The sequence below is a fragment of the Neisseria sp. CCUG17229 genome (assembly GCF_047839235.1).
Lineage (GTDB): Bacteria > Pseudomonadota > Gammaproteobacteria > Burkholderiales > Neisseriaceae > Neisseria > Neisseria brasiliensis.
Genome location: NZ_CP181247.1, coordinates 222,500 through 237,499, shown reverse-complemented (window position 1 = coordinate 237,499; position 15,000 = coordinate 222,500). Strand labels below are relative to the sequence as shown.

The following is a 15,000-nucleotide window of genomic DNA, read 5'->3' as shown; positions in this document are numbered from 1 at the left end:
CTTGCACATACAAAACCAACGTCATTCCCGCGCAGGTGGGAATCCATCTCAGAATTTAATAAGCCTATTTTATTCAATAGTTTGTCATGTTCAAAAAAATGGATTCACACCTGCGTGAGAATGACGGCAGTTTTGGTTTTTATTAATGATTCATCAGTTTTGCAAAAGTCTCGGCCTGTGATCTATCATCAAAAACAAAAAAGCCCGATGTTCACCATCGGGCTTTTACCAAGATTGATTGCTTAATCTTTGCGGGTTTCCACCAAAATCATCTCAACTTCAACGTTTTCAGTTTCCACTTTCGGCACATCGGAGCGGCGCAAACCGTATTCTTGTTCCGGTTGTTCTTGGGCAGCCAAGGCAGCAACGGCATCAGGATTGGTTTCGACAAACACCAAGTTACCCAATGCGGGCATGGCTTCGGCAGCTTTTACCGCTACGGCCTGCTCTTTCACCACCACTTCTTGCACCGCCGCTTCAACTTCTTTAGAAGCCTTGGCCGCAATCAGCTCGTCTTCCATGACCGCCACGGCTTGAGCTTCTTGCTCAGCCGGCACGGCAGTCATCGGCAGTAACTCATCGGCCGCTTCAATCGCAAATACGGAAGTCACGGCAGCGGTTACGTTGCCGACTGCGTTATCGATCATGGCGCGTTCGTCATCGGTGCTTTCTTCCACACGGATGGCTTCCGCTTCAGGCGCTTCAGTTTCGATGGCGAAAGTCACGGCTTCGGCCTCAACCGGCTCCGGAATCACCACCACCAATGGTGCGTTGTCTTCCGCTTCAGCCACCGGCTCGCTCGGCACGGCAATCGCTACCGGCGTTTGCGCCACGGTTTCACCAAACACATGCGCCACGGCAAAGCGTACTTTGTCCGCTGAATCGGCGATATTCAGATAATGCTCGATTTTCTCGGCAGACGGAATATTGCGTTTTTTGTTGCTGCTGCGGCGGTCACGCTGATTGCGGTTGTTGTTGCGATCGCGTTGATTGCGGTTGTTGCGCTCACGCGGCTGTTTTTCAGTTGCCGGTGCGGTTTCAACAACCTCTGCCACGTTTTCTACGGCAGCATTTTCAACCACGGCGTTTTCTGCTGCGGTTTCAACGGCTACGTTTTTGTTGGCATTGCGGTTGTTTCGACTGCGTTTGTTGGCAGCCGGTGCAGCTTGCTCGGCAGTTTCAGACGGCATATCGGTCAGGGCGGCAACTGGAGCGGCGGCTACTTGGTTGCGTTCTTCTTTATTTGAACGGTTGCGCTCGCGGCGGTTGCGGTTGTTGTCCTTGCCTTCTGCTTTGGCTTCGGCCTTGTTGTCGGCTTTGCTGTCAACAGCTTTGGCTTCTTTGGCTTCGGCGCTGACTTCTTGCACTTCTACCTTGCTGCCGTCGCGCTTGTTGCGGCGCGGGTTTTGGCGGCGGTTTTGCTGACGGCGGTTGTTGTTGCCGTTGCGGTTGCCGTTGGCTTGGCGCTTTTCGGCTTTTTCTTCCGCCGGTTTTTCAGGCTCGGCAGGAGTCGTTGCGCCACCAAAGATTTTGCCCAACCACGCTTTGAAGTTGTCCCACCAAGTGGCCGGTTTTTGCTCGGCTACGGTCGGCGCAGGTTGGGTGTGTTGCACGCCTTTGACCGCAGGTTCAGGGCGGGCGGCTTTGGCGCGCTCGCTGCCAAACGGTTTGGCGTTTTCGTCTTCTGCTGGCTCGGCCACGCGTTTGTAGCTCGGCTCACCGTCTTCTTCCACATCATCGGTGCGGATGCGGCTGATTTCGTAGTGCGGATTTTCCAGATGAATGTTTGGAATCAGCAATACAGATACGTCCAAACGCTCTTCCAAGCCAAACAGCTCGGCGCGTTTTTCGTTCAGCAGGAAGGTCGCCACATCCACCGGCACTTGTGCATGCACTTCGCCGGTATTGTCTTTCATGGCTTCTTCTTGAATGATGCGCAACACGTGCAGCGCGGTCGATTCGATGCCGCGAATCACGCCGGTACCGGCACAACGCGGGCAAGCCACATGGCTGCTTTCGCCCAAAGCCGGTTTCAAACGCTGGCGGCTCAATTCAAGCAGGCCAAAGCGCGACAATTTGCCCATTTGCACACGGGCGCGGTCTTTTTTCAGCGCGTCACGCAACACGTTTTCGACATCGCGTTGATGTTTCGGGTTTTCCATGTCGATGAAGTCGATGACCACCAAACCGCCCAAGTCGCGCAAACGCATTTGGCGCGCCACTTCTTCGGCCGCTTCCATATTGGTTTTAAACGCAGTGTCTTCAATGTCGGCACCGCGTGTGGCGCGGGCGGAGTTGACGTCAATCGACACCAGCGCTTCGGTGTGGTCAATCACAATCGCGCCGCCGCTCGGCAGGCTGACGCTGCGTGAGAACGCGCTTTCGATTTGGTGTTCGATTTGGAAACGCGAGAACAAAGGCGTGTGGTCTTCGTAAAGTTTCAGACGGCCTACGTTGTTCGGCATCACATAGCTCATGAATTCAGAAACTTGGTCGTGCACTTCTTGATTGTCGACCAAAATCTCGCCGATGTCGGGGCGGTAGTAATCGCGGATGGCACGAATCAGCAGCGAGCTTTCCATAAACAGCAAATAGGGATCTTTATGCGCTTCGCCTGCTTCTTCGATGGCGCGCCACAGTTTCAGCAGGTAATCAAAATCCCACTGCAATTCTTCCACACTGCGGCCGATGCCGGCGGTGCGCGCAATCAGGCTCATGCCGCGCGGCACGTCCAATTCGGCCATAGCGGCTTTCAGTTCGGCGCGCTCTTCGCCTTCGATACGGCGCGATACACCGCCACCGCGCGGATTGTTCGACATCAACACCAAATAGCGTCCGGCCAAGCTGATGAACGTGGTCAGGGCTGCGCCTTTGTTGCCGCGCTCGTCTTTTTCCACCTGCACGATGACTTCCATGCCCTCTTTGAGCACGTCTTGAATGCGGGCGCGGCCGCCTTCGTAATCTTGGAAATACGAACGCGACACTTCTTTAAACGGCAAAAAGCCGTGTCGGTCGGTTCCGTAATCAACGAAACACGCTTCCAACGACGGCTCGATACGGGTAATCACACCTTTGTAGATGTTGCCCTTGCGCTGTTCTTTGCCCAGCGTTTCGATGTCCAAATCCAACAGATTTTGGCCATCGACAATCGCAACGCGCAGCTCTTCGGCTTGCGTTGCATTAAATAACATACGTTTCATGATAGTAACCTCGTTGGGCTGCACCGTCTTTTCAGACGGCCTCACGCAGCCGGCTGGCACTCACGAGGCGGGACACGCTGCTTACTTGAAAACTTGGTAAGCAGGTTGTTTGTCCTGATGTAATCAGTTTTTGAGTTGAATTTCCGCAAGGTTTCATGCCGTCTGAAAAAATACGGTCATGTGCGGTCGGGTTCGGATAAAGAAGGTCATAAAGAACAATTCGGTATCGTAAAATAAAAGATACCGCCGCCTGTATACCATCTTTTCAGTATGTCAGGCCTAAAATCAAGCGCGGATTGAACATCATCAAGCCGCATAAATCAGGTAGCCGTCATCTTCTTCATCGTTTGCCTGTTGTTATTCTTCAGATTGCTGCGCGGCGGGGTAAAACCCTGAAAATCCGTTCGTCTTATGCTCTGTGAGATGGGCAAATCAATTCAAACTTAATTACGCTCTTCCGTTTACTGGCTGTGCATAAACAGAAGGAAATGCTTTGTAGAGTGCGTTTTTAATATAAAATCTATTTTTAACAGTAAATCCGTTTTCCGAAAGGGATTTTCCCTGCGGCAGCGGCGGCTGCAACTTCATGCCGCGCGCCCGTTTACAAAACGGTGAAAACGAATGTTTGGATTATAGAGAAAATGCACCCAATACGCAAAGATTCAGTCAGCCAAATCACCCTTAGCGAACACGAAGCAGGCCAACGTCTTGATAACTATCTGATAAAAATTCTCAAGGGCGTGCCGAAAAGCCATATCCACCGCATTATCCGCGCCGGTGAAGTGCGGCTGGATAAAAAGCGCTGCAAGCCCGACACCCGCATCGCAGCCGGCCAAATTTTGCGCATTCCACCCATCCGCATTGCCGAAAAACAAAGGCCGTCTGAAAACACAACCGCCGCCCCTGCCCGCGAATTCGAGATTGTTTATGAAGACGATGCCTTGTTGGTCATCAACAAACCTTCCGGCGTGGCGGTACACGGCGGCAGCGGCGTGAGCTTCGGCGTGATCGAACAAATCCGCCAAGCACGCCCCGAAGCCAAATATCTGGAATTGGTGCACCGCCTTGATAAAGACACCAGCGGCCTGCTCATGATTGCCAAAAAACGCAGCGCCTTGGTGAAACTGCACGAAATGATCCGCAACGACCACCCGAAAAAAATCTATCTGGCACTGGGTGTAGGCCGTCTGAACAACGACCGTTTCCACGTCAAACTGTCATTATTCAAATACACCGGCGCACAAGGCGAAAAAATGGTGCGCGTGAGTGACGACGGCCAATCGGCGCACACCATTTTCCGAGTGCTCAAACGCTATTCAGACGGCCTGCTGCACCAAGTCGGCCTATCTGCGCTGACCTTGGTTGAAGCCACGCTCAAAACCGGCCGCACCCACCAAATCCGCGTGCACATGCAGTCGCAACACAGCCCCATCGCCGGTGACGAACGCTACGGCGACTACCAAGCCAACAAACGCCTGCAAAAGCTCGGCCTCAAACGCATGTTTCTGCACGCATCCGAGCTGCATTTGGACCATCCGCTCACGGGCGAAAAGCTGGTTTTAAAAGCCGAATTGCCGCAAGAATTGACGCAATTTATCGTGATGTTGGACAATCAGCATCAGGCCGTCTGAACAAAACAAACACGACAAAGGAGACGCATCATGAAAAAATCCACATTATCCAAGCTATCGGTCGCTGTATTGGCCACATTTGCCCTTTCCGGCTGCTACTTAACCAACCGCGCATTGGAGAACATCGACGCGGTGCCTGAAACCGTCATCACAGATGAAAACATCTATTCTTTCGGTTTCACCAAACCCGACAGCAAAAACCTGCCGCCCAACCGCTTGGTGATGCTGGCGGAAAAAACGGCCTATGTGACCGACATTACGCCCGACAACGAGATGGTCAAAGTCTTACGGACAACAGAATTGAGCAAACAGTTTGAAGTGGTCAATCGCGAAAACCGCCCAAAAAAATTAGGGATATACTCATACATCTCAAACCCTGATACCTTTTCAGCCTATTCTGATCATGTTGATGGCAAGGAGCGTATCTGTCTGGCTTACCGTTTTGAACCGAACACCAATCCAGCATTAAAAAAACGTGAAACGGCAGTATTAACCCAATTAGGCTTCAAACTTGCCACCACCCCTGCCACACAACAGCAAAAACTGCTTTACACTCGATGCTATAACGGCACCCAAGGGAAAATATACGCCATGAAGACCCCTCTGCCTTCTGAATACCGTTTTGAAACGCCGGTAGTCGTCCGTGTTGAAAGCCAAAAAGGTGACGTCGGGCTAACTGCTACAGGTCTTGCCTCGACAATTATTCTGACGCCATTTGCCATTGTCGGCGACCTGATTATGCTGCCGGTTATGCCGTTTGTTGGGCCGTTTATATGGCCGCGCGGTACCAAAATATAAGTAAATGGGATGGGTTTTTCAGACGGCCTTGAACATTCTGCACCATCCCTTAAATGCTTGTTGCCCATGATTTCATGGCCGTCTGAAAATAAAAAGGAACCGATTATGAAACCGAAACTCGTTATTTTCGATTGGGACGGCACGCTGGCCGACACTACCCTGCCGATTATCGCCACCGTGCAGGAAAGTTTTACCGTAAACGGCCACGCCGCGCCTGAAGCCGACCAGATCCGTCCACTTATCGGCTACAACCTGCCGACCATCGTGCGCCATCTTGCACCGGATTTGAACTTGCGCCAGCAGGAAGAAATCATGGAAACCTATGCCGCACATCACTTAAATCCGAACAACCGCAACATGACCTTGTTCCCCGATGCCATCCCCTGCTTGGAAACGCTGAAAGCACAAGGCTACTGGCTGGCCGTGGCCACCGGTAAAGGCCGCACGGGTTTGGACAATTCCATCGCCCAAACCGGCACAGCCGACTTTTGGCTGGCCACCACCTGCGCCAGCGAACAGCCGTCGAAACCCGCGCCGGACATGGTGTTGAAATTATGTGACGAGCTCGGTTTGATGCCGTCTGAAACCGTGGTTATTGGTGACACCACCCATGATTTGGACATGGCCGCCAACGCAGGCGCACCGGCGATTGCGGTCACCACCGGCGCACATTCGGCAGAAAGACTGCGCACCAGTCCTCACTTAGCAATTTTGCCGAATTTATCCGCCTTACCGGATTTTTTAACAACTATTAAGTAACATGACTCTGTCGGCCGGCCTCTCACGATAACTGTCTCCAACAAAAAGCCGGTATGTAATATACATACCGGCTTTGATCAAAACCTAAGCCATATCGGCATTCTTAACCATATCACTAGATGTCAAACCTTATATTTGATTGATTGCCCTAGATCAAAGCGGCCAATAAATTTATATATAATCATTTAAAATAAAAATAACAAAGGGCAGCAATAGCCCACACCCTTTGCATAAGCATGCTTCAACGCTGTATTATTTACTTAAACCGACCATTCCATAATCCGGTAAAAATAAGCCGCTGTTTGATATCTTGCCTGCTGAACACAGTCAATCAACATCCAGGCAATAAAAAAGCACGGTTTCCACCGTGCTTTTTTGAAGCAAAAAATGCTTATTTGTTTTTTTGCGAACGAAGATAATCCAAGGTTTTGAGCTGGGCGATGGCTGCGGCCAAAGCAGCATGTGCTTTTGCCAAAGATTCATCGTCTTGCGCCTTAGAAATACGGTCTTCCGCTGCTTTCTTAGCTTGCTCGGCACGCTCCTGATCCATCTCCGCACTGCGGACAGCAACGTCTGCCAATACGGTAATTTTCTCAGGCTGCACTTCCAACAAACCGCCGGAAACAGCAACCAACACTTCTTCAGCCTGACCCGGCACGGTCAAACGCAATGCACCGGGACGTACCAAACTCATGATCGGCTCGTGTCGCGGGTAAATACCGAGCTCACCTTGTACAGTCGGAACCACCACAAAGCTGGCTTCGCCTGAATAGATGTTTTGTTCGCTACTGACCACTTCAACTTGCATGATGCTCATGCCGGCCTCCTTAGTTTAAGGTTTTCGCTTTCTCGGCTGCTTCTTCGATGCCGCCCACCATATAGAACGCTTGTTCCGGCAAGTGGTCGTATTCACCGTTCAAGATGGCTTTAAAGCCGGCGATGGTGTCACGCAATGCCACATATTTACCTGGAGAACCGGTAAATACTTCAGCAACGTGGAACGGTTGTGACAAGAAGCGTTGGATTTTACGGGCACGCATTACAGTCAGTTTGTCTTCGTCAGACAATTCGTCCATACCCAGAATGGCGATAATGTCGCGCAATTCTTTGTATTTTTGCAAAGTAGACTGAACGCCGCGCGCAACATCATAGTGCTCTTGGCCCAATACCATCGGATCCAATTGACGTGAAGTAGAGTCCAATGGGTCAACGGCAGGGTAAATACCCAAAGAAGCAATATCACGGCTCAATACCACGGTTGCATCCAAGTGGGCAAAGGTTGTTGCCGGAGACGGGTCAGTCAAGTCATCCGCAGGTACGTAAACGGCTTGGATAGAAGTAATCGAACCGGTTTGCGTAGAGGTAATACGCTCTTGCAAACGACCCATTTCTTCAGCCAAAGTCGGTTGGTAACCTACTGCAGACGGCATACGACCCAACAATGCAGATACTTCGGTACCGGCCAAAGTGTAGCGGTAGATATTGTCTACGAAGAACAATACGTCACGACCTTTGCCGTTTTCGTCTTTTTCGTCACGGAAGTATTCGGCCATAGTCAAACCGGTCAAAGCAACGCGCAAACGGTTACCCGGAGGTTCGTTCATCTGGCCGTAAACCATGGCTACTTTATCTAATACGTTGGAATCTTTCATCTCGTGGTAGAAGTCGTTACCTTCACGGGTACGCTCACCTACACCGGCAAACACAGACAAACCGCTGTGCGCTTTGGCGATGTTGTTGATCAATTCCATCATGTTTACGGTTTTACCCACACCGGCACCACCGAACAAGCCTACTTTACCGCCTTTGGCAAACGGACAAAGCAAGTCAATCACTTTAATACCGGTTTCCAATAATTCGGTTGCAGCTGAAAGCTCGTCGAATTTAGGTGCAGACTGGTGAATCGCGCGGGTTTCAGCAGCAGTCACAGGACCTGCTTCGTCAACTGGATTACCCAATACGTCCATAATACGGCCCAATGTTGCCTGCCCCACAGGTACAGCAATCGGAGAACCGGTATTGCTTACGGTCATACCGCGTTTTAAACCGTCTGAACTACCCATTGCAATGGTACGTACCACGCCGTCGCCCAAAAGTTGTTGCACTTCCAGGGTCAGACCGGTTTCGTCCAATTTCAGGGCATCGTAAACGTGCGGGATAGCATCGCGTGGAAATTCCACGTCAACTACGGCACCAATAATTTGTACGATTTTGCCTTGGCTCATTATCGTATCCTATTTTCTGTACAGTTTCAGACGGCCTAAACAGCCGCTGCACCTGCAACAATTTCTGACAATTCTGTGGTAATCGCAGCTTGACGCGATTTGTTGTACACCAAGCGCAGCTCTTTAATGGCATTGCCTGCGTTGTCGGTAGCGGCTTTCATCGCTACCATACGCGCGGCTTGTTCAGATGCCATGTTATCAGCCAATGCTTGATAAACCACAGATTCTAAATAGCGGCGAACCAGATATTCCAATACAGCAACAGGACTCGGCTCATAACGGTATTCCCAACCATATGGAGAATCGGGATTGACTTGCTCAATCTCGTTTTGACCGATAGGCAGCAATACTTCCATACGTGGCTCTTGGCGCATGGTATTCACGAAACCGGAATACACCAAGTGAATCACATCTAATTCATGTTTTTCGTAGCGTTGGAAAATTTCAGTCAACGGACCCAGCAACAATTCCATTTTAGGCGTATCGCCCAAATTTACTGCACTGGCAATCACGTTTAAACCGATGCTTTGGCAAGCTGCCAAACCTTTACTGCCCAGACACACGACATCAACTTCAATGCCCTGTTCCTGATACTCTTGAACTTGCGCCAAAAATTTCTTCAATACGTTGGCGTTCAAACCACCACACAAACCTTTATCAGTCGTCATCAAGATGAAACCGGCACGGCGTACTTCGCGATGCGGTTCCAACAATTTAATGCCGTGATCGGTTTCGGTTTGTGCCAAATGGCTCATTACCGTACGTACTTTTTCGGCGTACGGACGCGCTAAGCGCATCCGTTCCTGAGTCTTCCGCATTTTAGAGGTAGACACCATTTGCATCGCTTTAGTGATCTTTTGGGTATTCTGAACACTGCGAATTTTGGTGAGAATCTCTTTTCCTACTGCCATTTCAGACTCCTTTCATCTGCTATTCTTAGGCTTGGTAAGCGTAAGAAGATTTGAAAGTTTTCATGGCTTCGGTCAAAGCTTGTTCCGCTTCATCAGACATCGCGCCTGAAGCATTAATCGCATTCAGCACATCCGGCAATTGGGTGCGGACATAGCTCAAGAATTCTGCTTCAAAAGCCAATGCTTTAGAAACTGGAACATCAGAATACGAGCCATTGTTAATCGCCCACAAAGTCAATGCCATTTCAGCGGTGTTTAAGGTGCTGAATTGTTTTTGTTTCATCAATTCAGTCACGACCTCACCGTGTTGCAATTGTTTGCGTGTTGCTTCATCCAAATCAGATGCGAACTGAGAGAACGCAGCCAATTCACGATATTGCGCCAATGCCAAACGGATACCGCCACCCAGTTTTTTGATGACTTTGGTTTGCGCTGCACCACCCACGCGCGATACAGAAATACCGGCGTTGATTGCAGGACGGATACCAGAGTTAAACAGGTCGGTTTCCAAGAAGATTTGGCCATCGGTAATCGAAATTACGTTGGTCGGTACGAATGCAGATACGTCACCGGCTTGGGTTTCGATAATCGGCAATGCGGTCAATGAACCGGTTTTACCTTTCACTTCACCGTTGGTCAGTTTTTCCACTTCATCTTCGTTGATACGCGCAGCGCGCTCCAACAAACGAGAGTGCAAGTAGAATACATCACCCGGATAGGCTTCGCGGCCTGGTGGGCGGCGCAGCAACAGGGAAATTTGACGATATGCAACGGCTTGTTTAGACAAGTCATCGTAAACGATTAAGGCATCTTCACCGCGGTCGCGGAAGAATTCACCCATGGTACAACCTGAGTAAGGGGCAATGTATTGCAATGCCGCTGCTTCAGAAGCAGTTGCTGCTACCACAATGGTGTGTTCCATTGCGCCATGCTCTTCCAGTTTACGCACTACGTTGGCAATCGAAGATGCTTTTTGACCTACGGCAACATAGATACAGATCACACCGGTGCCTTTTTGGTTCACAATCGCGTCCAAAGCAACGGCAGTTTTACCAGTTTGACGGTCACCAATGATCAACTCACGTTGGCCGCGGCCTACCGGAACCATAGAGTCAATGGCTTTCAAGCCGGTTTGCATTGGTTGGTCAACCGATTTACGGGCAATTACACCCGGTGCAATTTTTTCGATTGGTGCAGAACCGGAAGCATTGATCGGGCCTTTACCGTCAATCGGACGACCCAATGCATCAACTACACGGCCTACCAGCTCGCGGCCTACCGGTACTTCTAAAATGCGACCGGTACAAGTAACGGTATCGCCTTCTTTGATGTGTTCGTATTCACCCAACACTACGGCACCAACGGAGTCACGCTCCAAGTTCATGGCCAAGCCAAAAGTGTTGCCTGGGAATTCGAGCATCTCACCTTGCATGGCGTCTGACAAGCCGTGAATGCGTACGATACCGTCAGTCACAGAAATCACTGTACCGCGGGTACGTACTTCTGCGTTAACCGACAGATTTTCGATTTTGGCTTTAATCAAATCGCTAATTTCAGCAGGATTAAGCTGCATGAAAACTCTCCTAATTTGTCATAGTCGTATACAAGGCATTCAATTTACCTTGCACCGACAGATCCAAGACTTGGTCACCCACTTCTACTTTCACACCACCGATTAATTCCGGATCAACTTTCGTAGTCACTTGCAAATCGGTGTTGAAACGTGTTTTTAAAGTAGCGGTCAAATCAGCCAACTGCTCAGACGTTAATTCGTATGCGCTGTAAATAACGGCTGATTTGGTATTGTTGAGTGCCAAGACTAAGTCTTGATATTGCGCGTACACTTCCGGCAAAACATTCAAACGCTTTTGCTCGGCCAGAACGCTTACAAAATTTGTAAGGCTTACATCATTCAAACCGACCAAATCAGTCAATGCTTTTGCTTTATCGGAAGCAGCGGTTTCAGGCTGCTCGACCAGAGACAATACTTTCTGATCCTGCAACACTGCTGCCAATTCTTTCAGTCCGCCCAACCAAGACTCAATTTGGTTTTTTTCCTGTGCCAAACCAAATAATGCTTTTGCATAAGGTCGGGCAATCGTTGCGAACTCTGCCATAGGATTACAGCTCCTGTTTCAAAGTGTTGAGCATGGTTGCGTGTTTAGAAGCATCCACTTCGCTACGCAAGATAGACTCTGCACCTTTCACAGCCAATGCAGCAACTTGCTCGCGCAACGCTTCACGCGCGCGGTTCATTTCCTGCTCAACATCGGCTTTAGCCTGTGCTGTAATGCGTGCGGCCTCAGTAGAAGCTTGCTGTTTGGCTTCTTCTACAATTGCAGCAGCACGTTTTTCGGCGTTAGCCACCATTTCGGCAACTTGTCCACGCCCTTCGGCCATGAGTTCTGCAACTTTCTTTTCTGCCTGCTCAAAATCGCTTTTACCGCGTTCGGCAGCAGCCAAACCCTCAGCAATTTTGGCGGCGCGCTCGTCCAACGCTTTTGCGATCGGCGGCCACACAAATCTCATGGTAAACCAAACCAAACCGAAAAAAACGATGATCTGCGCAAATAAGGTTGCATTAATATTCACTTTACTTAACCTTCGTATTAGGGTTAATCAAACAAACGATGAACCGTTTGTAACGAACTTGTGTTCGGATTAGCCTGCAAACGGGTTAACGAAGGCGAACAGCAAGGCAATAGCAACACCGATCAAGAACGCGGCATCGATCAAACCGGCGATCAAGAACAGTTTGGTTTGCAATGGACCAATCAATTCAGGCTGACGAGCAGAAGATTCCAAGTATTTAGAACCTACCATAGCGATACCGATAGAAGCACCCAAAGCGCCCAAAGCTACGATCAAGCCACATGCGATAGCAATCAAACCCATTTTTAAAACTCCTTAAAAGAAAACAAAGGTTAAAACTACGTTGAAAAAATTGAAAAACTACTTAAAAAGAACAACTAAACTTAGTGTGCATCATGTGCTTGGCCGATGTAAACAAACGCCAGCGCCATGAAAATAAATGCCTGCAGGGTAATTACCAGAATGTGGAAAATCGCCCAAGCCATACCGGCTAAAATATGAAGCACAAACAGAATCGGATCCATCACGCCAATACTGCCGGAAGCTGCCCATGCACCACCCAACAAAGCAATCAGCAAGAATACCAGCTCACCGGCATACATGTTACCGAACAACCGCATACCGTGTGATACGGTTTTTGACAAGAATTCCACGATGTTCAACAAGAAGTTGGCCGGTGCCAATTTCGCACCAAATGGTGCACTGAACATCTCGTGCATCCAACCGCCGAAGCCTTTGATTTTCACATTGTAGTAAATACAGATAATCAAGACACCGATGGCCAATGCCAGCGTGGTATTCAAATCAGCAGTTGGCACAACACGCAATAAGGCGTGATGGTCGCCGGTAATGCCCTGCCATGCAACCGGCAACAAATCAACCGGCAGTAAGTCCATGGCATTCATCAGGAAAATCCATACAAACAAGGTTAAGCCCAATGGCGCGACCGCTTTACGTGACTGCTCGTTATGGACAATGCTTTTGCACATATCATCCACAAACTCAAACAGGATTTCTACCGCAGCTTGAAAGCGGCCGGGCACGCCAGCGGTTGCTTTTTTGGCTCCGCGCCATAAGATAAAGCTACCGATAATCCCCAACACGACCGCAAAGAAAATTGCGTCCAAGTTGATGTAAGAGAAATCAGCGATATTTTTCAGGCCTTGGCCTTGGGTTACGTCCGACAAACTGGTCAAGCTTTGCAAGTGGTGCTTGATGTAGTCGGCAGCGGTCATAGATTCACCTGCCATAGTCTTTAACTCTCAAATAATACAAAAAAACCAAATGGCTGACGCCGAGCAATCCGAAGAAAAACGGAAGGAAAACCAGTGATTCATGCCAAATTGCAAACACAATCAGCATCAACACCAGCGACAGCACTACTTTTAAAACTTCTCCAAAAATAAACACCCTGCTTTGCAGGTAAGGATTATTTTTAACAAGCTTTAAAAGTAAAACTGCAATAGATGAAGGGATGAGATACGTGATTCCGCCGGCTAATGCCGACCAAAAACCGCTTTTGCCTACGATTATCGCGCTTAAGGCGGAAACCGCAAACAAGACAATCACTTGTAAAATTAAAATCTGCTTCATATTTTTAAGGCGATTGAGCCACAATACCAAAGCGAGGCTACTATAATCAAGAAGTGCTATGTCGTCAAGCGATTGTTAAGCTTTGTGAAACGTCATTATTTAAAGATTCAGCAGTTTGTGGCAAATGTCTTATTCTGTAACTGCTGTTTCGCGGGGATTTTAACACAAATTACACAGCGTTACATATTTATTAACATTGGAATACAACAATTTATGCCTTATTTGGGTATGCCTGCTCCACAAAAAATTACAATCTCCTTGATTTCAATCAACTTTCAACAAGGCCGCCTGAACATTTCAGACGGCCTTAAGCATCAAATTTTTGTGCAAATGAAGCAAATTCACCCAAAATTTTTGGTATTTTGCCTAATAAAAGGCTATGCATCGTATTGAATGCCCAATTGTTTCAACAGATATTCAAAGGTTTCCGGCGTGTCGAAATGCAACACGATTTTGCCCTTTTTCTGATTGGTGGTTTTGATTTCGGCATTCACGCCTAAACGCTCAGTCAACACATCATTCAAACGTTGCACATCAGGGCTGATGGTTTTCTTCGGCTCAACCTCTTTGCTTTGATGCGCCAGCTGACTGCGGCGCTCGACTTCTCGTACCGACCAGCCGTTTTTCACTGCTTTTTGCGCTAGTTCCAATTGCTCAACCACCGGCAACGTCAACAATGCGCGCGCATGACCCATTTCCAAGCGACGTTGGTAAAGCATATCTTGTACCGGCTCGGGTAAGCTCAACAAACGCAAACTGTTGGAAATCGCGCTGCGGCTTTTGCCGACGGCCTTAGCTACGGTTTCATGCGTTAAGCCGAATTCATCAACCAAGCGTTTCAAACCTTGTGCTTCTTCAATCGGATTCAGGTTTTCACGTTGCAGGTTTTCAATCAAGCCCATCGCCAGCGCGGTTTCGTCACTGATGGTTTTGATGACCACTGGAATTTCGGTCAATCCGGCCAATTGCGACGCGCGCCAGCGGCGTTCACCGGCAATCAATTCATATTGTGATAAACCGTGTTCGCGCACAATCACCGGCTGAATCACGCCTTGCGCTTTAATCGAATCGGCCAATTCTTGCAGCGCTTCATCATCCATCTGCACGCGCGCCTGATAGCGGCCGGGCTGGATATCGCTGATGGCGACGGAGGTCAGACGGTCGCTGGTGCTGTTGTCCACACCATTGGAAATCAGGGAATCTAAACCGCGGCCCAAACCGCCTTTCATTTTTGCCATATTGTTATCCTTTATTTTAACGGCGCCACAACAGCGCTTTTCAGACGGCCTTA

General features: G+C 49.2%; 14 protein-coding genes. 3 read left to right on the top strand and 11 right to left on the bottom strand.

The genetic code is table 11. The features are described from left to right. Positions 1-242 precede the first annotated feature (242 nt). Positions 243-3,200: an Rne/Rng family ribonuclease gene (locus tag ACM67B_RS01175; protein WP_416189804.1), complete on the bottom strand. Its 2,958-nt coding sequence runs from the start codon at positions 3,198-3,200 to the stop codon at positions 243-245. A gap of 641 nt (positions 3,201-3,841) precedes the next feature. Between ACM67B_RS01175 and ACM67B_RS01170 the strand changes: the two genes are divergently transcribed. The 3 genes from ACM67B_RS01170 to ACM67B_RS01160 all read left to right on the top strand — a co-directional run bounded on the left by ACM67B_RS01170 (position 3,842) and on the right by ACM67B_RS01160 (position 6,388). After that, on the top strand, positions 3,842-4,831 hold the full coding sequence (locus ACM67B_RS01170; protein WP_416189803.1) for an RluA family pseudouridine synthase: 990 nt from the start codon (positions 3,842-3,844) through the stop codon (positions 4,829-4,831). Positions 4,832-4,861: 30 nt separating this feature from the next. After that, entirely contained in the window at positions 4,862-5,629 is a 768-nt protein-coding gene (locus ACM67B_RS01165) for a hypothetical protein (RefSeq protein ID WP_416189802.1), read from the top strand. A gap of 102 nt (positions 5,630-5,731) precedes the next feature. Further along, positions 5,732-6,388 (top strand): HAD-IA family hydrolase, encoded by a 657-nt coding sequence (locus ACM67B_RS01160; protein ID WP_416190489.1) that lies wholly within the window; start codon positions 5,732-5,734, stop codon positions 6,386-6,388. Positions 6,389-6,779: 391 nt separating this feature from the next. Here the strand turns inward: ACM67B_RS01160 and ACM67B_RS01155 are convergent, their stop codons facing one another. From ACM67B_RS01155 to ACM67B_RS01110, 10 genes are all read right to left on the bottom strand, one after another. After that, on the bottom strand, positions 6,780-7,205 hold the full coding sequence (locus ACM67B_RS01155; RefSeq protein ID WP_165010966.1) for a F0F1 ATP synthase subunit epsilon: 426 nt from the start codon (positions 7,203-7,205) through the stop codon (positions 6,780-6,782). 10 nt (positions 7,206-7,215) lie between these two features. Continuing rightward, positions 7,216-8,613, bottom strand: a complete 1,398-nt coding sequence (atpD, locus tag ACM67B_RS01150; RefSeq protein WP_095501773.1) for a F0F1 ATP synthase subunit beta — start codon at positions 8,611-8,613, stop codon at positions 7,216-7,218. 35 nt (positions 8,614-8,648) lie between these two features. Further along, on the bottom strand, positions 8,649-9,524 hold the full coding sequence (atpG, locus tag ACM67B_RS01145; protein WP_416189801.1) for a F0F1 ATP synthase subunit gamma: 876 nt from the start codon (positions 9,522-9,524) through the stop codon (positions 8,649-8,651). A 25-nt stretch (positions 9,525-9,549) separates the two neighbouring features. After that, positions 9,550-11,097: a F0F1 ATP synthase subunit alpha gene (gene atpA / locus ACM67B_RS01140; protein ID WP_416189800.1), complete on the bottom strand. Its 1,548-nt coding sequence runs from the start codon at positions 11,095-11,097 to the stop codon at positions 9,550-9,552. A gap of 10 nt (positions 11,098-11,107) precedes the next feature. Continuing rightward, on the bottom strand, positions 11,108-11,641 hold the full coding sequence (locus ACM67B_RS01135; RefSeq protein WP_416189799.1) for a F0F1 ATP synthase subunit delta: 534 nt from the start codon (positions 11,639-11,641) through the stop codon (positions 11,108-11,110). 4 nt (positions 11,642-11,645) lie between these two features. Further along, positions 11,646-12,116, bottom strand: coding sequence for a F0F1 ATP synthase subunit B (locus ACM67B_RS01130; protein WP_416189798.1), 471 nt, complete (start codon positions 12,114-12,116; stop codon positions 11,646-11,648). A gap of 69 nt (positions 12,117-12,185) precedes the next feature. Continuing rightward, positions 12,186-12,419 (bottom strand): F0F1 ATP synthase subunit C, encoded by a 234-nt coding sequence (gene atpE, locus ACM67B_RS01125; protein ID WP_004284425.1) that lies wholly within the window; start codon positions 12,417-12,419, stop codon positions 12,186-12,188. An 80-nt stretch (positions 12,420-12,499) separates the two neighbouring features. Then, a complete protein-coding gene (atpB, locus tag ACM67B_RS01120) occupies positions 12,500-13,366 on the bottom strand; it encodes a F0F1 ATP synthase subunit A (RefSeq protein WP_416189797.1) in 867 nt (288 codons plus the stop codon). Beyond that, positions 13,356-13,709 carry an ATP synthase subunit I gene (locus ACM67B_RS01115; RefSeq protein WP_416189796.1) on the bottom strand — a complete coding sequence of 118 codons (354 nt, stop codon included), beginning with the start codon at positions 13,707-13,709 and terminating at the stop codon, positions 13,356-13,358. The genes atpB and ACM67B_RS01115 overlap by 11 nt, the downstream gene beginning before the upstream one ends. A gap of 377 nt (positions 13,710-14,086) precedes the next feature. Continuing rightward, entirely contained in the window at positions 14,087-14,947 is an 861-nt protein-coding gene (locus ACM67B_RS01110; protein WP_095501766.1) for a ParB/RepB/Spo0J family partition protein, read from the bottom strand. Positions 14,948-15,000 lie beyond the last annotated feature (53 nt).

Bases quoted from the DNA above. Each gene is read 5' to 3' on its own strand.
- ACM67B_RS01175 (WP_416189804.1), bottom strand. From the start codon at position 3,200: ATGAAACGTATGTTATTTAATGCAACGCAAGCCGAAGAGCTGCGCGTT.
- ACM67B_RS01170 (WP_416189803.1), top strand. From the start codon at position 3,842: ATGCACCCAATACGCAAAGATTCAGTCAGCCAAATCACCCTTAGCGAA.
- ACM67B_RS01165 (WP_416189802.1), top strand. From the start codon at position 4,862: ATGAAAAAATCCACATTATCCAAGCTATCGGTCGCTGTATTGGCCACA.
- ACM67B_RS01155 (WP_165010966.1), bottom strand. From the start codon at position 7,205: ATGAGCATCATGCAAGTTGAAGTGGTCAGTAGCGAACAAAACATCTAT.
- atpD (WP_095501773.1), bottom strand. From the start codon at position 8,613: ATGAGCCAAGGCAAAATCGTACAAATTATTGGTGCCGTAGTTGACGTG.
- atpG (WP_416189801.1), bottom strand. From the start codon at position 9,524: ATGGCAGTAGGAAAAGAGATTCTCACCAAAATTCGCAGTGTTCAGAAT.
- atpA (WP_416189800.1), bottom strand. From the start codon at position 11,097: ATGCAGCTTAATCCTGCTGAAATTAGCGATTTGATTAAAGCCAAAATC.
- ACM67B_RS01135 (WP_416189799.1), bottom strand. From the start codon at position 11,641: ATGGCAGAGTTCGCAACGATTGCCCGACCTTATGCAAAAGCATTATTT.
- atpE (WP_004284425.1), bottom strand. From the start codon at position 12,419: ATGGGTTTGATTGCTATCGCATGTGGCTTGATCGTAGCTTTGGGCGCT.
- atpB (WP_416189797.1), bottom strand. From the start codon at position 13,366: ATGGCAGGTGAATCTATGACCGCTGCCGACTACATCAAGCACCACTTG.
- ACM67B_RS01115 (WP_416189796.1), bottom strand. From the start codon at position 13,709: ATGAAGCAGATTTTAATTTTACAAGTGATTGTCTTGTTTGCGGTTTCC.
- ACM67B_RS01110 (WP_095501766.1), bottom strand. From the start codon at position 14,947: ATGGCAAAAATGAAAGGCGGTTTGGGCCGCGGTTTAGATTCCCTGATT.